The sequence below is a fragment of the Microbacterium sp. FW305-3-2-15-F-LB2 genome, assembly GCF_058787255.1.
The window spans coordinates 1,854,392-1,870,686 of record NZ_JBYSZO010000001.1; the positions used below are offsets into that span (position 1 = coordinate 1,854,392).

Annotated in this window: 18 protein-coding genes and 2 tRNA genes; 9 read left to right on the forward strand and 11 right to left on the reverse strand. The window is 70.6% G+C overall.

Annotation, left to right across the window (positions count from 1 at the left end; all coding sequences use genetic code 11):
• Positions 1-87: 87 nt before the first annotated feature.
• Positions 88-585, reverse strand: a complete 498-nt coding sequence (locus tag AC3WLZ_RS09000) for a DUF6993 domain-containing protein (protein WP_492469802.1) — start codon at positions 583-585, stop codon at positions 88-90.
• Positions 586-626: 41 nt separating this feature from the next.
• The gene (locus AC3WLZ_RS09005; RefSeq protein ID WP_492469803.1) at positions 627-1,169 is read right to left on the reverse strand and encodes a single-stranded DNA-binding protein; all 543 of its coding nucleotides are present in this window, start codon (positions 1,167-1,169) and stop codon (positions 627-629) included.
• A 189-nt stretch (positions 1,170-1,358) separates the two neighbouring features.
• On the opposite strand from AC3WLZ_RS09005, the gene AC3WLZ_RS09010 reads away from it, so the two are divergent.
• The gene (locus AC3WLZ_RS09010; RefSeq protein ID WP_492469804.1) at positions 1,359-1,616 is read left to right on the forward strand and encodes a hypothetical protein; all 258 of its coding nucleotides are present in this window, start codon (positions 1,359-1,361) and stop codon (positions 1,614-1,616) included.
• Positions 1,617-1,728: 112 nt separating this feature from the next.
• Here AC3WLZ_RS09010 and yczR read toward each other — a convergent pair whose 3' ends face one another.
• Entirely contained in the window at positions 1,729-3,147 is a 1,419-nt protein-coding gene (gene yczR, locus AC3WLZ_RS09015) for a MocR-like transcription factor YczR (protein WP_492469805.1), read from the reverse strand.
• 62 nt (positions 3,148-3,209) lie between these two features.
• Here yczR and yczE point away from each other — a divergent pair, with 62 nt between their 5' ends.
• Positions 3,210-3,818, forward strand: coding sequence for a membrane protein YczE (yczE, locus tag AC3WLZ_RS09020; protein ID WP_492469806.1), 609 nt, complete (start codon positions 3,210-3,212; stop codon positions 3,816-3,818).
• 46 nt (positions 3,819-3,864) lie between these two features.
• On the opposite strand, the gene AC3WLZ_RS09025 is transcribed toward yczE, so the two are convergent.
• A complete protein-coding gene (locus tag AC3WLZ_RS09025; RefSeq protein ID WP_412924644.1) occupies positions 3,865-4,074 on the reverse strand; it encodes a methyltransferase in 210 nt (69 codons plus the stop codon).
• A gap of 101 nt (positions 4,075-4,175) precedes the next feature.
• On the opposite strand from AC3WLZ_RS09025, the gene AC3WLZ_RS09030 reads away from it, so the two are divergent.
• From AC3WLZ_RS09030 to AC3WLZ_RS09055, 6 genes are all read left to right on the forward strand, one after another.
• Positions 4,176-4,248 (forward strand) — tRNA-Arg (locus tag AC3WLZ_RS09030).
• A gap of 37 nt (positions 4,249-4,285) precedes the next feature.
• Positions 4,286-4,912 carry an oligoribonuclease gene (orn, locus tag AC3WLZ_RS09035; RefSeq protein WP_492469807.1) on the forward strand — a complete coding sequence of 209 codons (627 nt, stop codon included), beginning with the start codon at positions 4,286-4,288 and terminating at the stop codon, positions 4,910-4,912.
• A gap of 36 nt (positions 4,913-4,948) precedes the next feature.
• A tRNA-His gene (locus AC3WLZ_RS09040) sits at positions 4,949-5,024 on the forward strand.
• Positions 5,025-5,147: 123 nt separating this feature from the next.
• Positions 5,148-5,525 (forward strand): metallopeptidase family protein, encoded by a 378-nt coding sequence (locus tag AC3WLZ_RS09045; RefSeq protein WP_412924646.1) that lies wholly within the window; start codon positions 5,148-5,150, stop codon positions 5,523-5,525.
• Positions 5,516-5,818, forward strand: a complete 303-nt coding sequence (clpS, locus tag AC3WLZ_RS09050) for an ATP-dependent Clp protease adapter ClpS (RefSeq protein WP_412924647.1) — start codon at positions 5,516-5,518, stop codon at positions 5,816-5,818. Before AC3WLZ_RS09045 ends, clpS begins: the two co-directional genes overlap by 10 nt.
• Positions 5,815-6,318, forward strand: coding sequence for a DUF2017 family protein (locus tag AC3WLZ_RS09055; protein WP_492469808.1), 504 nt, complete (start codon positions 5,815-5,817; stop codon positions 6,316-6,318). Before clpS ends, AC3WLZ_RS09055 begins: the two co-directional genes overlap by 4 nt.
• 28 nt (positions 6,319-6,346) lie before the next feature.
• Here the strand turns inward: AC3WLZ_RS09055 and AC3WLZ_RS09060 are convergent, their stop codons facing one another.
• From AC3WLZ_RS09060 to gatC, 6 genes are all read right to left on the reverse strand, one after another.
• A complete protein-coding gene (locus AC3WLZ_RS09060) occupies positions 6,347-6,940 on the reverse strand; it encodes a nucleoside/nucleotide kinase family protein (RefSeq protein ID WP_492469809.1) in 594 nt (197 codons plus the stop codon).
• Positions 6,915-7,235, reverse strand: coding sequence for a hypothetical protein (locus AC3WLZ_RS09065; protein WP_412924650.1), 321 nt, complete (start codon positions 7,233-7,235; stop codon positions 6,915-6,917). The genes AC3WLZ_RS09060 and AC3WLZ_RS09065 overlap by 26 nt, the downstream gene beginning before the upstream one ends.
• Positions 7,236-7,298: 63 nt before the next feature.
• Positions 7,299-8,555 (reverse strand): DNA polymerase IV, encoded by a 1,257-nt coding sequence (locus tag AC3WLZ_RS09070; RefSeq protein WP_492469810.1) that lies wholly within the window; start codon positions 8,553-8,555, stop codon positions 7,299-7,301.
• Positions 8,556-8,783: 228 nt separating this feature from the next.
• Entirely contained in the window at positions 8,784-10,301 is a 1,518-nt protein-coding gene (gene gatB / locus AC3WLZ_RS09075; protein ID WP_412924652.1) for an Asp-tRNA(Asn)/Glu-tRNA(Gln) amidotransferase subunit GatB, read from the reverse strand.
• A complete protein-coding gene (gene gatA / locus AC3WLZ_RS09080) occupies positions 10,301-11,821 on the reverse strand; it encodes an Asp-tRNA(Asn)/Glu-tRNA(Gln) amidotransferase subunit GatA (RefSeq protein ID WP_492469811.1) in 1,521 nt (506 codons plus the stop codon). Before gatA ends, gatB begins: the two co-directional genes overlap by 1 nt.
• The gene (gene gatC, locus AC3WLZ_RS09085) at positions 11,818-12,117 is read right to left on the reverse strand and encodes an Asp-tRNA(Asn)/Glu-tRNA(Gln) amidotransferase subunit GatC (protein ID WP_412924654.1); all 300 of its coding nucleotides are present in this window, start codon (positions 12,115-12,117) and stop codon (positions 11,818-11,820) included. The genes gatA and gatC overlap by 4 nt, the downstream gene beginning before the upstream one ends.
• Before the next feature lie 60 nt (positions 12,118-12,177).
• Here gatC and AC3WLZ_RS09090 point away from each other — a divergent pair, with 60 nt between their 5' ends.
• Positions 12,178-13,866, forward strand: a complete 1,689-nt coding sequence (locus tag AC3WLZ_RS09090; RefSeq protein ID WP_492469812.1) for a long-chain-fatty-acid--CoA ligase — start codon at positions 12,178-12,180, stop codon at positions 13,864-13,866.
• A 14-nt stretch (positions 13,867-13,880) separates the two neighbouring features.
• Here the strand turns inward: AC3WLZ_RS09090 and ligA are convergent, their stop codons facing one another.
• Positions 13,881-16,286, reverse strand: coding sequence for an NAD-dependent DNA ligase LigA (gene ligA, locus AC3WLZ_RS09095; RefSeq protein ID WP_492469813.1), 2,406 nt, complete (start codon positions 16,284-16,286; stop codon positions 13,881-13,883).
• Between the last annotated feature and the right edge of the window lie 9 nt (positions 16,287-16,295).

Below are 16,295 nucleotides of genomic sequence, written 5' to 3' on the forward strand. Positions count from 1 at the left end.
CTGCGCTGCGCCCGGGTGCGCGGAAGTCGTCTCCAGCCTAGCAACGCCACCCTGAGCGGTGCCCCGCCGACGCACTCGGCCGAACGATCACCAGTCGATGGCGCGGGTCTGACCGATCAGGCATCCCCCGGTCGACAGACCGGGCAGAACGGCGGCTACGGGATCGCCGATCGCGGGACCGACCTGGCCGACGAGGCACTCCTCGCCCCACCGCACCGAGAACTCGATGCTCTCGGCCGGGTTGCCGATCGTCGTCTGGTCGGGGGTGACCTGCATCGCCGTCTTGTCGAAGCCCGCGGCCACGAGCGCATCGACATAGGCGCGGCCCGAGGCCTGTGCCGGGCCGCCCCACACGTCACGGGTGACTCGGGTGAAGAGCGGCAGGTTGTCGTTGGCGGAGCCGCTCGACTCGAGGGTCGGAGCGATCGTCGGAGACGGGGCAGGGGCAGATTCCGCGGAGCCCGACGTCGTCGCCGAAGGCGCCGTTTCGGGCGGCCGCGGGGGTTCGTTCGCCGTGCACCCCGCGAGGGCGACGACGGCAGCCAACGCCAGCGCAGCGACCGGACGGGGATTCAGGCGGATCACCCGCTCGAGTCTACGGACCGTCCGCGCACTGCCCGTGCCGCTCAGAACGGTGTCGAGTCGCCCACCTCGACGAGCGTGGAGTCCGAGCCGCCGCCGCGCGTCTCCGTCACCGAAGACGTGTCTCCGAGCCCTGCCGGCTCATCGCCGGGCACCGCCCAGGCGTCCGCGTCGCTCGCGGTCTCGGCAGCCGATTGTCCCTCCGGCGTCGTCGCTCCGTCGCCCGGAGACCGTTCGGGCCGACGGAAGGCCGAGACACCCCAGCGCAGGTCGTGCCCGACCGCGTCGGCGGTGACATCGGCGCTCACGCCACGCTTCGCGTCCGTCTCCCACTCCCGCAGCCGTAGTCGGCCGGCGACGATGACGCGCTCCCCTTTGTGGAGCGATGCCAGGGCGTTGCGGCCCAGCTCGCCGAAGACGGAGACGGCGTAGTAGTTCGTGTGGCCGTCGATCCACTGGCCGCGCTCACGGTCGAAGCGCCGCTCGCTGACCGCCAGCCGGAAGGCGGCGATCGGATCGCCGCCACGGGTCGCGCGCTCCTCCGGATCTCCGACGATGTTGCCGACGAGGGTGATGTGGTCGCTCATGATGTGTCCTCTCTCGATGTGGGCTCCGGCACCCGTGTGCCCGACGGGCGCCGGAGCCACCGTCAGAATGTCCGGATTCTTCGCCGCCGCGCGGGCATCTCGAACCGTTCCGTGGAGAGATCGGGCGGGCGAGGCCGTGGGGAGGACCGGTACCGAACCAATGTCGGAGGTCCCTCGTACCGTGGGCGCATGACCACCGCACTCTGGAACGACCTCGCACCGGCACCGCGCCCGGCCGGGTGGGGCGCGGCGACGCACGTCGCAGCGGGTCTGTGGCGCATCGCCGACCCGCGCGGCGTCGTCGTCGGACACGTGCGCGCGATCGCCGCCGACGGAGGCTGGCGCTACGCCGCCGAACGATTCCACGCGGCGAGCGGACGCTTCCGCCGTCTCGGCGAGTTCTGGTCGTCCGCCGACGCGTTGGAGTGCCTGCGCTACGCGCGATGACCCCGCTCGGGCTGCACGACGCGCGATGACGCCGCCCCATTGCGCTACGCGCTGGGAAGCCGCCGGCGACCGACCGCGGTCGGCTCAGACCCGGCGAGCGGCCATCGTCGGTTCAGACCACCGCCGCAAGATCGTCGAGCGCGGCACCCACGGGCGTGCCGCGCACGTCGTCCCACGCCGCTCGTAAGATGTCGACGGCTCGCTCCAAGGTGTGGGGCGCGGCGGTGAACGGGATGCGAAGACGACGGTCGTGCCCGCCGTCCACCGCGAAGCGCGAACCGGCCGAGAGAAGAAGGCCACGCGCACGCGCGTTCATGACGAGCGGAGTGCTCACGGGCTCGCCGATACCGACCCACAGCGACACTCCCCCGTGGACGGTCGGGACGTCCCACTCGGGGAAGGTCTCGACGAGGGCGCGTGTCACGGCATCGCGGCCCGCGCGCAGCAGGTCGGCGCGCTGTGCGCTGATCTCGTCGAGCCGGCCGATGACCCGAGCGGCCACGGCCTGCTCGAACTCGGGAGTTCCGAGGTCGTGCACCGGGCGTCCACTGGCAAGGCGTCGGATGATGTCGGCCTGGGCACGCACCCACCCGACACGCAGGCCGCCCCACACCGTCTTGCCGAGGGATCCGACGCGAACGATACGGTCCGCGTCGGGGAACGCGGTCGACTCGGCCTGTCGGTCGATGTCGAGTCCGGCGGTCGTCTCGTCCAGGACGAGGATCGTACCGGCCCTCTGCGATCCGTCGACGAACGCGTTCACTTCCGCGCGACTCATCGTGCGGCCGGTGGGGTTGTGGAACTCGGGCATGAGGTACGCGAGCGCCGGAAGCACCCGCGCGAACGTCTGCGCGGCGCGGTCGAGGTCCCATCCCGTATCAGGGGTGACGGGAACGCCCACCAGGCGGGCCCCGGCCGCGCGGAAAGCGTCCGCTCCGTGCGAGTACGTCGGCGTCTCGATCAGCACGCGATCAGCGCGCGACAGCAGCACCGACGCGATCAGGTGCAGCGCGCTCTGCGCCCCCGTCGTCACGAGGATCTCATCCGCACCGGTCGGGAGCCCGCGGTCTCGGTAGTGCTGCGCGATAGCCTCGCGCAGACCGACCTGGCCGACGACGTCGTAGCCCGTCCGAGAGAGGAGGACCGCGGCATCCTGCGCGACCTCCGCGAACACGGCCGGCAAGCCCGGCCACGCGGCGGGACTCGCCTGCTGCAGGTCGATCACGCCGTCGCGCCGGTCGTCGACACCGGGGTCGGTCCGTCGGAGAGGCAACGTGACGCTGCCGCTCCCGCGCAGGCTCTGGATGTGCCCGGAATCTCGCAGGCTGCGGTAGGTCGCCGCCACGGTCGTGCGGCTGAGGCTCAACGCCGCGGCGAGTTCGCGCTCTGCCGGCAGCGCCGTCCGCGGCGCGATGCGGTTGTCCAGACACAGCAGGCGGATGCCGTCGGCCAGCGATTCGTACGCGGGCCCGCGACCGCGCCAACCGCCGAGCGCCTCGGCCAGAGCCCGGGCGGAGATACGGGAATCCATGGGGCCAGAATAGTCAAATTGGACCCCTTGCATAGACCCAATCGCGTGATTGGATCTTCTCCGTGACCTCCCGAATCCTCCGCCTCCTGATCGGCCTCGCCCTTTACGGTTTCGGTTGCGCCCTGACCATCGCGGCAGGCCTCGGCGTCGACCCGTGGACGGTCTTCGCCGAAGGTCTCTCGCGCGTGACGGGCATCGGCGTCGGATGGATCACGAACATCGTCGGACTCGGGGTCCTGCTGCTCTGGATCCCCCTGCGCCAGCGACCGGGGATCGGCACGGTGGCGAACATCCTGCTCGTCGGGACGAGCATCCAGCTCGCGCTGGCCGTCCTGCCCCACCCCGACGACCTCGTCTGGCAGGTGGCACTGCTCGTGTGCGGCGTGGTCACGGTGGCCGTGGCATCCGGTCTCTACATCGGCGCGCACTTCGGCCCGGGCCCGCGCGACGGTCTCATGACCGGACTCCACGCACGCCTCGGCTGGCCGATCTGGGTGTGCCGTCTCGCCGTCGAGGGCACCGTGCTCGTCGCCGGTTGGCTGCTGGGCGGAACCGTCGGGATCGGGACGGTCGTGTTCGCGCTCGGCATCGGTCCGCTCGTCCACGTCGCGCTGCCGCTCTTGGCGGCACCCGAGCCGCAGCGGCGTCTTCGCCGCCCGGCCCGGGTGTGAGGCCGCCGCGCCGCACGGCATCATCGCCCGCGGCGCGGTGTGGAACTCAGTGCTCCCGGAACTCGGGGCGGTCGCTCCCGGGCTTCAGGTGCGAGTGCAGGGCGTTCTTCGCAATGGCCATGGTCGGGTAGACACCGAGCCGCTCGTCCTTGCCCGTCATGTGTACGGCGTAGCCCTCGGCATCCTTCTGGATGGTGCCGACGACGCCGCCCGGACCGTAGGCGACCCACAGGCGCCGTGTCGTCGTATCGGACATGGTTCTCCTTTCGTTCGATCTGGCCGGACACTACGCCCGCGCCGTCGACGCCGCCAGGGGGTCGACCACGCGGAGAGCGGTCACCGATATCCTGGTGCGGACCCCCAGTAGCTCAGTGGATAGAGCAGCGGCCTTCTAATCCGCCGGTCGCACGTTCGAATCGTGCCTGGGGGACCGACTCCACGTCCGACCCCGTCAGTAGGATGACGGGATGGTAAGCGCCTCTGAGAACGACCGGCTCGTCTGGATCGACTGCGAGATGACGGGACTCGACCTCGCGGTCGACGAGCTCGTCGAGATCGCGATCGTCGTCACCGATTTCGAGCTGAACGTCCTCGATTCGGGCTTCCAGGTCGTCATCAGGCCCGACGCGTCGGCGTTGGAGAACATGGGCGAGTTCGTCACCGAGATGCATCGCTCGTCTGGACTGCTCGACGAGATCCCCCACGGTGTGAGCCTCGCGGATGCCGAGTTCCAGGCGCTCGAGTACATCCAGCGTTTCGCTCCCCTCGAGGGCAAGGCGCCCCTCGCCGGAAACACCATCGGGACCGACCGCATGTTCCTCGCGAAGTACATGCCGCGCGTCGATCGGTGGCTGCACTACCGCAACGTCGACGTGTCGAGCATCAAGGAGCTGTCGCGTCGGTGGTACCCCCGTGCGTATTTCAACGCTCCCGCGAAGAACGGCGGGCACCGCGCTCTTGCCGACATCCTCGAGTCGATCCGCGAATTGGCGTACTACCGCAAGGCCGTTTTCGTGCCCGAGCCCGGCCCGACCAGCGACGAGGCGAAGGGCGCCGCATCGTCGGTCGTTTCGTCGTTCGCGCGAGACGTATGACATAATCGTTCAGTTGTCCGCTGCGGCGGACGCATGGTGGCTATAGCTCAGTTGGTAGAGCACCGCGTTGTGGTCGCGGGGGTCGCGGGTTCAAGTCCCGTTAGCCACCCCACATCGAAGGCCCGCTCCCGGCGGGCCTTCGTCGTTCCGGCCGGCGCCCCTCGGCGGCTCATAGAATCGACCGGGCGGGGCGAATCGGCATCCGCCGCCATCGTCCGCACGATCGGGAGACCCCATGCACGAGGACGTCGGAGAGCACGCGACTCTCGATCTCGACGCCGAGGCGTTCGAGGCTCTCGTCGTCGCCGAGCTCGACCGTCTCCCCGATGACATGGTCGAAGGACTCGACAACGTCGTCTTCGTGGTCGAAGACCGCCCCGAGGACGGGTCGCTCGACCTCCTCGGTCTCTACGACGGCTGGGCGTTGACCGAGCGCGACCGGTACGGGGTGGGCGAGCTCCCCGACCGGATCATCGTGTACCGCGAGCCCCACCTGGCCGCATGCGCCGACGAAGACGAACTGCGTGACGAGATCCACACGACGCTCGTGCACGAGATCGCGCACTTCTACGGGATCGACGATGCGCGGCTGCACGAACTCGGATGGGCGTGATGGCAGGCATCGCCGCCCCCGACCTCGACGAGGTCACCGAGATCGAGGTCGCTCCCCCGACGTCGTGGCAGACCGTCGTGTGGAACGATCCCGTGAACCTGATGAGCTACGTCGTCCACGTGTTCCGCACGTACTTCGGGTTCGACGCCGACACGGCGCACCGGCTGATGCTCTCGGTGCACCACGACGGCCACGCCGTCGTCGCGCGCGGCCCTCGCGAGCTCATGGAAGTGCACGCGCAGGCGATGCACGACTACGGACTCTGGGCCACCGTGCGAAAGGACGAGCGATGAATGACCGCATCGTCGTGATGGAGATCAGCGGGCTCGAGGCGCTCCACCTGGCGGGCATCGTCGGGCAGTTCCGCGATCTCGTCGTCGATGCCGGCCGCGACGACGACCCGGCCGTGATCCGTCTGCTCCCCGACGCCTACCCCGACGACGAGGAGGCGAGCCGCGAGTTCCGGAGGCTCACGGGCGCCGACATGCTCGACCGCCGCGACGACGACGCGCGCACGGTGCTTCACACCCTCGGCATGGACGGCGGCGACCTCGACCCCGGGAGCGACCCCGACACGACGATCACGGTGGCCCTCGGCGAGACCGAGGCGCGCGCGTGGATGCGGACCCTCTCGGCGGTTCGCCTCGTGCTGGCCACGCGACTCGGCATCCAGGACGACGACGACCATCGTCCCGGTGACGCGCGCTTCGGCATCTACGACTGGATCGGCTACCGTCTGGACGGCCTCGTCACCGCTCTCGACCGTGAGCTCGACGATCCGTCCGGCCGCTGATCCGATCAGACCGTTCCGCCGCCGCTGATCACGGCAGGAAGACGACCAGGGATGCCAGGGCCTGCGGCTCGTGCTCCCGGAGGTGAGCGGACTCCTGGGCCGCCCAGCGATCCCAGTGCGGACGGTACGTGTCGCCGTCGCGGCGCAGCGCGCGGTCCTTACGGGAGATGTCGGGCGCATCCACCCACACCCGGACGTCGGCGAGCGACGCCGCGGCGGGAGTGAGGAGCCCCGAGCCCTCGACGACGAGCGGGAGCGACGGGTCGACGGCGTGCGCCTCCGCGCGCTCCCCCGACTCCCAGTCCCAGCGCTGCCAGACGCCGACGGCACCCTTCGCGTGCGGCAGAAGGATCGACTCCCGCGCGTAGTCGGCACCCTCGGCGAGACCGCCCCATCCCGGATAGAGGTCGTCCAGCGCGACGAGCTGCACACGACCGCGCCCCGGCCACGCGGTCACCAGTCGCCGCGCGAGCGAGCTCTTCCCCGCCCCACTCCGGCCGTCGATCAGCACCACCGGGTTGGACGCGCCGACCGCCCGCACCCGCGACAACACCGCCCCGACCGCAGCGGTCAGGGCGGCGTCGAGGGGATCTCCGCTACTTCTTGAGGGCGCGGATGACACGGCTGAGGGCGCGACCGGCCACCCACACGAACGGGATGCCGACGGCGAGCAACGACACCAGGTTCGGGTCGAAACGCAGGTCGTCGCCACGGCGGATGTACGCGCCCAACGGCAGCGTGTACCCGCCACCGCCGCCGCCCTCGTTGCCGTTCTCGTCGGAGCCTCCGCCGAATCCGGCCCAAATCAGGGCGACGGGGACGATGCGGACGCCGTCGACGTCCTGCTGCTCCCCGTAGGCGGACGTGACGCCGAAGCTGGTGGCCTGCTTGCCGAGTTCCAATGCGATGTTGGGCATGGGCCCACCGTACCCGGCCGCGACGGTCGCGCCCAGGGGTGTTGCGCCCGCGGGCGGGCCGTGTCAGTGCTCGTACGAGGGACGGGGGTTCGTCGGCAGTGCGCCGCCGCCGCGGGCGGGACCGAGGAGCGAGCCGCGCGTCACGGCACCGCGCCCGAACCGCGCGGTGGCACCGTCGAGCGCCCCCTCGACGCGCCGCCACTCCGCGTCGTCGTCCCACAGCGTCGCGGCCGCTGACGTCGGCCGGAGCTTCTCGCCGCGCACGCCGACGAGCCGCACCGCTTGTCGGCGGTCGATTCCGTCGAACAGCTCGATCGCGGCATCGCCGATCCGTTGGCCGACCGACGTGGGTTCGGGCAGCGTCCGCGAACGACTCAGCGTCGTGAAGTCGCTGAAGCGCACCTTGATCGAGATCGTGGATGCCTCGAACTCCTGGCTGCGCAAGCGCGCACCGACGCGGTCGGCGAGCCGCCGCAGCTCGACGTGCAGCGTCCGGGTGTCGGAGATGTCGGTGTGGAAGGTCTCTTCGTGGCCGACGCTCTTCTCGACCCGGCTCGTGTGCACCTCGCGAGCGTCGATTCCGCGCGCGAGGTGCCAGATACGTTCGCCCATCGCCGGGCCCAGCACCTGCTCGAGCACCGGACGGGGCGTGTCGAGCACGTCGGAGATGAGCCGGATCCCTCGCGACTCCAGCGACTCGGCCGCCTTCGGTCCGACGCCCCAGAGGGCGCGGACGGATCGCGGACGCAGGAAGGCCTCGGTGTCGGCCTCCGCGACGATGAGCAGGCCGTTGGGTTTGGAGATCGTGGATGCCATCTTCGCCACGTGCTTCGTCGCGGCCACGCCGACGCTGCACGTCAGGCCCGTGCGCTCTTTGACCCGGGTACGGAGGTCGCGCGCGATCTTTCCCGGGCTCCCCCACAGTCGCCTCGCGCCGCGCACGTCGAGGAACGCCTCGTCGATCGACAGCGGTTCCACGAGTGGCGTGATCTCGTCGAAGATCGCCATGACCTGCCGCGACATCTCGGTGTATCGCGAGTACGGCGGGTTCACCACGATCGCGTTCGGGCACAGGCGGAGCGCGACCGCCACCGGCATCGCCGACTTCACGCCGTAACGACGTGCCTCGTACGACGCGCTCGAGACGACGCCGCGCCCCTCGGACCCGCCGATGATGAGGGGCTTGCCCGCGAGCGAGGGGTCATCGAGCACGGCCACCGACGCGAAGAACGCATCCATGTCGACGTGCAGGATGCCCGCTCCCGTGTCGTCGGCGTCGGGCGGCGAGACGATGCGCCCCGTGCCGTCCCCGCGTCCCATGGCATCCATTCTCCCCCGGGCCTCCGACATTGCGGCCGGTGGGGTGGGCGCGCGGACTCAGCGATCCGCACAACCTCGGTTCGGATTCGCGCGAGCGCACCGACATCGGGCGAATCACCGAGGTTGTGCGGCCGCCGTCGACCCGTGCGGCGTCGAGGACGCCCGGCGAACGACGGATGCCACGGCCCCGGTCGCGCGGACCGGTGGAGCCGTGGCATCCGGGGGTGCTTACTGCGCGGCGGCGCGTTCCAGCACGAGCTCGCGCACGCGCGCGGCGTCGGCCTGACCCTTCATGGCCTTCATGACGGCGCCGATGACGGCGCCGGCGGCTTGGACCTTGCCGTCGCGGATCTTCGCGAGCACGTCGGGCTGAGCGGCGAGGGCGTCGTCGATGGCGGCGATGAGCGCACCGTCGTCCGACACGACGGCGAGCCCGCGGGCGTCGACGACCTCCTGCGGAGTGCCTTCACCGGCGATGACCCCCTCGAGCACCTGGCGCGCGAGCTTGTCGGTCAGCGTTCCGGCGTCGACCAGCTTCTGCAACGCGGCCACGTTCTCGGGGCTGACGAGCTCGGCGGGCTCGCGTTCCTCGGCGTTCGCGATGCGGCTGATCTCGCTCAACCACCACTTGCGTGCGGCGGCCGGCGTCGCACCCGCGGCGACGGTGGCTTCGACCTCGTCGAGCAGCCCGGCGTTCACGACGCCCTGGAAGTCGATGTCGGCGAAGCCCCAGTCGGCCTTCAGACGACGACGGCGGGCGGCGGGGGGCTCGGGCAGGGCCGCGCGCAGCTCCTCGATCAGCTCGGGCGCCGGAACGACCGGCAGCAGATCCGGCTCGGGGAAGTACCGGTAGTCATCGGCATCCGACTTCGGACGCCCGGGCGACGTGCGCCCGGTGTCCTCGTGCCAGTGGCGCGTCTCCTGCGTGATCGTGCCGCCCGCGGCGAGGATCGCGGCCTGCCGCTGGATCTCGTACCGCACCGCGCGCTCGACGGACCGCATCGAGTTCACGTTCTTCGTCTCGGTGCGGGTGCCCAGCTTCTCCTGCCCCCGCGGGCGCAGCGACACGTTCGCATCGCAGCGGAGGTTGCCGCGCTCGAGACGTGCCTCCGAGATGCCGAGGGCGCGCACGATGTCGCGGATCGTCGCGACGTACGCCTTCGCCAGTGCGGGGGCCGAGTGCTCCGCGCCGACGATCGGCTTGGTCACGATCTCGACCAGCGGCACCCCCGCGCGGTTGTAGTCGACGAGGGAGTACTCCGCGCCCTGGATGCGACCGGTGGCCCCACCCATGTGCGTGAGCTTGCCGGCATCCTCTTCCATGTGCGCGCGCTCGATCGGCACCGTGACGATCGTGCCGTCCTCGAGCTCGACCTCGACGGAACCCTCGAACGCGATGGGCTCGTCGTACTGCGAGATCTGGTAGTTCTTGCCCAGGTCGGGGTAGAAGTAGTTCTTCCGCGCGAAGCGGCTCGACGGCGCGATCGAGCAGCCGAGGGCCAGACCCAGGCTGATCGACGAGCGGATCGCCTCGGCGTTCACGACCGGCAGTGCACCCGGCAGGCCCATGTCGACCGGGGCGACGAGCGTGTTCGGCTCGGCGCCGTGGTTCGCCTCGTTCGCCGGGTTGGGCGCGGCGGAGAACATCTTCGTCGCGGTGTTCAGTTCGACGTGGACCTCGAACCCGAGGACCGGCTCGAACATCTCGAGCGCCTCGTCGAAGTCCATCAGCGCATCCTTGGCCATCAGCGCGTCGCTCCGTTCGTGAGGGAAGGGGCCCGGTCCAGCAGCGGACCGCCCCACTGGTCGACGAGCAGCGCCTCGAGGGCCGCGCCGACACGGTACAGGCGCGCGTCCTCGCGGGCGGGAGCGAGGAACTGGATGCCGACCGGCAGCCCGTCCTCCTCGGCTAAGCCGCTCGGGATCGAGATGCCCGGGACACCGGCGAGGTTCGCCGGGATCGTGGTGACGTCGTTGAGATACATCTGCAGCGGGTCATCGATCTTCTCGCCGAGGCGGAAGGCGGTCGTCGGGGCCGACGGCGTGGCGATGACGTCCACGTCGGCGAACGCCGCGTCGAAGTCCTGCTGGATGAGCGTGCGGACCTTCTGCGCGCTGCCGTAGTAGGCGTCGTAGTACCCGGCCGACAGGGCGTACGTGCCGAGGATGATGCGGCGCTTGACCTCGGGGCCGAACCCGGCGTCGCGGGTGGCGGCCATGACGTTCTCCACCGTCGGGGTGCCCTCAGGGGTGACGCGCAGACCGAAGCGCACCGAATCGAACTTGGCGAGGTTGCTGGATGCCTCCGCGGGGAGGATCAGGTAGTACGCCGCGACGCCGTACTCGAAGTGCGGCGCGCTGATCTCGACGATCTCCGCACCCTGCGCCTCCATCGCCGAGAGCGCCGCGCGGAACGAGTCCGAGACGCCCTTCTGGAATCCGCGGTCGTCGAGCTCGCGGATGACCCCGACCTTGAGGCCCTTCAGCACGGCACCCGACGCACCCTCGCGCGCGGCGGCCGCGAACGACGGCCACGCGTCGGAGAGCGACGTCGAGTCGTGCGGGTCGTGTCCGCCGATGACGTCGTGCAGAAGACCGGCGTCGAGCACGGTGCGGGTCACGGGACCGACCTGGTCGAGGCTGGATGCCAGCGCGATCGCGCCGTAGCGGCTGACTCCGCCGTACGTGGGCTTCACGCCGACCGTGCCGGTGACGTGAGCGGGCTGACGGATCGACCCGCCCGTGTCGGAGCCCAGGGCCAACGGCGCCTCGAACGCGGCCACGGCCGCGGCCGAACCGCCACCCGAACCGCCGGGGATACGGTCGAGGTCCCAGGGGTTCCGGGTCGGGCCGTAGGCGGAGAATTCCGTGGAGGACCCCATGGCGAACTCGTCCATGTTGGTCTTGCCGAGGGGCACGAGACCGGCCGCGCGAGCGCGCGCCACGACGGTCGCGTCGTACGGCGACATGTAGCCCTCGAGGATCTTCGATCCGCTCGTGGACGGCATGTCGGTCGTGACGAGGACGTCCTTCACGGCGAGCGGCACACCGGCGAGCTCGCCGAGCTGTTCGCCCGCGGCGCGGCGGCGGTCGATGTCGGCCGCGACGTCGAGGGCGTGGTCGCTGACGTGGAGGAAGGCGTGCACGTCGCCGTCGACGGCGGTGATGCGATCGAGGTGCGCCTGCGTCGCCTCGACGCTCGACACCTCTTTCGCGGTGAGAGCGGCGGCGAGGTCGGCGGCGCTCAGGCGCGTAAGGTCGGTCACTGCTCCTCCCCCAGGATCGCGGTCACGCGGAACCGGCCGTCGGCCTGGTCCGGCGCGTTCTGCAGCACCTGCTCGAGAGTGAGCTGCTGCTGCACGACATCGGGGCGGAAGACGTTCTGCAGCGGGATCGGGTGGCTCGTGGCGGCGACGTCCGGCGTTGCCACCTCGGACACCTTCGCGATGTTGTCGACGATGGCATCCAGCTGCCCGGTGAGGCGCTGCACCTCGTCGTCGCTCAACTGGATCCGAGCGAGCACACCGAGATGGCGCACGAGATCAGGGGTGATTTCAGACACTCCGCAAGTCTAGTTCGCGGGCACCGCGCGCCGGGACCGGGCCCGGCCTACGCTGGAACCGTGACGAGCTTCGACCCGCCTCGCCCCTGGACCGCCAGCTACGCCCCCGGAGTGCCGGAAGACCTCGAGCCGCAGTCGGGGTCGCTCGTGGACATCCTCGATGCCTCGACACGCGACTACCCGGATGCGCCAGCGCTGGAGTTCTTCGGCCGGACCACCACGTACGCCGACCTCTCGGCCGAGGTCGCCCGTGTCGCCGCGGCGCTGGCCGCGCACGGCGTGCGGGCCGGCGACCCCGTCGCGATCGTGCTGCCGAACTGCCCCCAGCACATCGTGGCCTTCTACGCCGTGCTGCGTCTCGGCGCGGTCGTCGTGGAGCATAACCCGCTCTACACTCCGCGCGAGCTGCGTAAGCAGTTCGAGGATCACGGTGCGAAGCACGCGGTCGTGTGGAGCAAGGTCGTGAAGACCGTGCAGGAGTTCCCCGCCGACCTCCGCGTCACGACGCTCGTCTCGGTCGATGTCACGCAGGCCATGCCGCTGCGTATGCAGGTGGCCCTGCGCCTCCCCGTCGCCAAGGCGCGGGAGGCACGCGCAGCGCTCACCGAGAAGACCTCGGATGCCACCCCCTGGACGCAGCTCGTCCGCCACGACCCCCTCCCGGAGTCCCACCCCCGCCCGGCGACCGGCGATCTGGCGATCATCCAGTACACCAGCGGCACGACGGGCACGCCCAAGGGGGCGATGCTCTCGCACGCCAACCTGCTGGCCAACGCCGCCCAGTCGCGTGCGTGGGTGCCGTCGATCGTGCGGGGCGAGGGCTGCGTCGTCTACGCCGTCCTGCCGATGTTCCACGCCTACGGGCTGACCCTGTGCCTCACCTTCGCGATGTCGATGGGGGCGCGCCTGGTGCTCTTCCCGAAGTTCGACCCCGATCTCGTCCTCGCTGTGACGAAGCGGCATCCCGCGACCTTCCTGCCGCTCGTCCCACCGATCGCCGAGCGACTCCTCGCCGCCGCCGAGGCGCAGGGCGTGTCGCTCGCGGGCACCGACATCGCGATCTCGGGTGCGATGGCTCTCCCGCACGACCTGGTGGTGCCGTTCGAGAAGGCGACCGGCGGCTACCTCGTGGAGGGCTACGGCCTCAGCGAATGCTCGCCCGTCCTCATGGCCAACCCCGTGGCAGAGAACCGCGTGCCGGGCACCGTGGGACTGCCGCTGCCGGGCACCGAGTGCCGCGTCGTCGATCCCGACGATCCGCACACCGACGTCGAGCCGGGCGCGCGCGGCGAACTCGTCGTGCGCGGGCCGCAGGTGTTCTCGGGCTACTACGGCAAGCCCGAGGAGACCGAGGCGGTCTTCGTCGACGGATGGTTCCGCACCGGCGACATCGTCACGATCGACGAGGGCGGATTCGTCCGCATCGTCGACCGCATCAAGGAGCTCATCATCACGGGCGGGTTCAACGTGGCCCCCACCGAGGTGGAGAACGTCCTGCGCCAGCACCCGGGGATCGCCGACGTCGCCGTGGTGGGGCTGCCGAGCGAGCACTCCGGCGAAGAGGTCGTCGCCGCCGTCGTCGCCTCCCCCGATTCGACCCTCGACCCCGAAGAGGTGCGCACCTTCGCGCGCGGCATCCTGACGCCGTACAAGGTGCCGCGTCGCGTCGTGGTCGTCGACGAACTGCCGAAGTCGCTCATCGGCAAGGTGCTGCGCCGTCAGGTCAAGGAACGTCTGCTCGCGGACTGACCCAAAGCGGCGGGTCACTCCTCCGAGGGTGCCGTGGCGGTCTCGAGCGCGGCGGGACCCTGGGTCACGAGGAGGTGGAAGCCGGCGGCATCCAGGATCCGGATGCCGAGCTCCTCCGCCTTCGCCAGCTTGGAGCCCGCGCCGGGGCCTGCGGCGACGAAGTCCGTCTTCTTCGACACGCTGGACGCCGCCTTGCCACCCGCCTGGATGATCGCCTCCTGAGCGCCCTCGCGGGTGTAGCCCTCGAGGGAGCCGGTGGCGACGACGGTGAGTCCGGCGAGGACTCCGCCCGCGGCGGCTGCCGCTCCGGGGCCGGGATGACCGGGGATCGAGAAGCGCACGCCCGCGGAGGTCCAACGGTCCACGATCTCGCGGTGCCAGTCGACGTCGAACCAGTCGATCACGGCGTCGGCGATGATGCCGCCGACGCCCTCGACGGCCGCAAGCTCCTCGCGGGAGGCGGCACGGATGGCATCCAGGGACCCGAACCACTGCGCCAGGGCACGCGCGGCGACGGGACCCACATGGCGGATGTTGAGCGAGACGAGCAGACGCCAGAGGTCTTTCGTCTTCGCCTTCTCGAGCTCTGCGACGAGCTTGACGGCCTGCTCGGAGGGCAGTGCCTCGCGGTAGTCCTTCCGGATGCCGCGACGTCGCCGCTCGGCCGGATCGAGGTCTTCCGTTCCAGGCGGGTAGGTCGCGGCGCCGAGCTTCTGGAACGGCGCCCGCCGAACCTCCTCGCCGGTTCTCTCGTCGATCTTGCGTTCGCCGGTCTCGGCGTCGCGCACGACGACCTCGATCGGCACGAGCTGCTCGACGGTGAGGTCGAACAGACCGGCCTCGGTGTCGAGCGGCGGCTCGGCCGGAACGTCGGGCTGGGTCAGTGCCGCAGCCGTGACCTCGCCGAGCGCCTCGATGTCGAGGGCCCCCCGCGAACCGATGTGCTCCACGCGGCCACGGACCTGCGCGGGGCAGGATCGCGCGTTGGGGCACCGCAGATCGATGTCACCCTCTTTGGCCGGGCGCAGAGGCGTCCCGCACTCGGGGCAGTCCGCCGGCATGACGAAGGCGCGTTCCGTACCGTCGCGCAGCTCGACCACCGGGCCGAGCACCTCGGGGATGACGTCGCCGGCCTTGCGCAGCACGACGGTGTCGCCGATCAGTACACCCTTGACCTTGACGACGTCCTGGTTGTGGAGCGTGGCCTGCCGCACGACGCTGCCGGCCACCCGCGCAGGCTCCATGACGGCGAACGGCGTCGCCCGACCCGTGCGGCCGACGGACACCACGATGTCGAGCAGCTTCGTGTTGACCTGCTCGGGCGGGTACTTGTACGCGATCGCCCAGCGCGGTGCGCGGCTCGTCGCGCCGAGCTCGTCGTGCAACGCCAGCTCGTCGATCTTCACGACGACGCCGTCGATCTCGTGCTCGACATCGTGCCGGTGCTCGCCGTAGTGCGCGACGAAGTCGAGCACCTCCTCGACGGTGGACTCGACCCGGCTGTACGGCGAGGTCGGAAGCCCCCACGACTTCAGGAGGTCGTAGATCTCGCTCTGGGCGGCGACGGGCGGGTCGGGCCAGGCGCCGATGCCGTGGACGTACAGGGCGAGCGAGGCGATCCGCGCGAGACCCGCCTCGAGCTCGAGCCCGGTCTTCTTCTCGATCTGCTGTCGGAGGCCACCGCTCGCGGCGTTGCGCGGGTTGGCGAACGCCGGGAAACGACGCGCCGCAGCCTGCTCGGCCTTCTCTTCGTCGAACGCCTTCGCCCCGCCGCGCCGTGCGGTCGCGCGCTCGCGCGCCTCGGCCACGGCCCGCTCGCGATACTCGCCCTGGAGTCGGTTGAGGTTCTCGAACGCCGCGACGGGGATGAAGACCTCGCCACGCACCTCGACGAGGGTCGGATGCCCGACGCCCGTGAGCTCCCGCGGGATGCCCGCGACGCGGAGCGCGTTGTCGGTCACGATCTCGCCGACGCGCCCGTCGCCGCGCGTTGCGGCGGAGGTCAGCACGCCGTTCTCGTACCGCAGGCTGATGGCGAGCCCGTCGATCTTGAGCTCGCTGAGCCACTTCACCGGTCGCCCGGCGGACGCTTCGGTCTTGATCGCCCAGTCGCGCAGCTCGTCCGGGGAGAACACGTTGTCGAGGCTCAGCATCCGCTCGGCGTGCTCGATGGTGACGAGGTCGGTCGCCTCAGCCGCACCCACCGAGAGGGTGGGGCTGTCCTGACCCTGGAGCTCGGGATACAGCCGCTCGATGGCCTCGAGCCGATGCATCCAGCCGTCGTACGTCGCGTCGTCGACGAGCTCGGCATCCCGCCCGTAGTAGGCGTCGCGGGCGTCGACGATGCGCTGCGTCAGGTCGGCCGCCTCGCCGCGCGCCTCGTCGAGGGTCAGGTCGGGAAGCTGGTCGTGCTCGGTCACGCCTCCAGC

Excerpts from the sequence above, each read along its gene's own strand:
- orn (WP_492469807.1), top strand. The coding sequence starts at position 4,286 with ATGGTAAGCGCCTCTGAGAACGACCGGCTCGTCTGGATCGACTGCGAG.
- yczR (WP_492469805.1), bottom strand. The coding sequence starts at position 3,147 with ATGGATTCCCGTATCTCCGCCCGGGCTCTGGCCGAGGCGCTCGGCGGT.
- gatB (WP_412924652.1), bottom strand. The coding sequence starts at position 10,301 with ATGGCCAAGGATGCGCTGATGGACTTCGACGAGGCGCTCGAGATGTTC.
- AC3WLZ_RS09045 (WP_412924646.1), top strand. The coding sequence starts at position 5,148 with ATGCACGAGGACGTCGGAGAGCACGCGACTCTCGATCTCGACGCCGAG.
- AC3WLZ_RS09070 (WP_492469810.1), bottom strand. The coding sequence starts at position 8,555 with ATGGGACGCGGGGACGGCACGGGGCGCATCGTCTCGCCGCCCGACGCC.
- AC3WLZ_RS09065 (WP_412924650.1), bottom strand. The coding sequence starts at position 7,235 with ATGCCCAACATCGCATTGGAACTCGGCAAGCAGGCCACCAGCTTCGGC.
- AC3WLZ_RS09005 (WP_492469803.1), bottom strand. The coding sequence starts at position 1,169 with ATGAGCGACCACATCACCCTCGTCGGCAACATCGTCGGAGATCCGGAG.
- clpS (WP_412924647.1), top strand. The coding sequence starts at position 5,516 with ATGGGCGTGATGGCAGGCATCGCCGCCCCCGACCTCGACGAGGTCACC.
- AC3WLZ_RS09025 (WP_412924644.1), bottom strand. The coding sequence starts at position 4,074 with ATGTCCGATACGACGACACGGCGCCTGTGGGTCGCCTACGGTCCGGGC.
- AC3WLZ_RS09010 (WP_492469804.1), top strand. The coding sequence starts at position 1,359 with ATGACCACCGCACTCTGGAACGACCTCGCACCGGCACCGCGCCCGGCC.
- AC3WLZ_RS09055 (WP_492469808.1), top strand. The coding sequence starts at position 5,815 with ATGAATGACCGCATCGTCGTGATGGAGATCAGCGGGCTCGAGGCGCTC.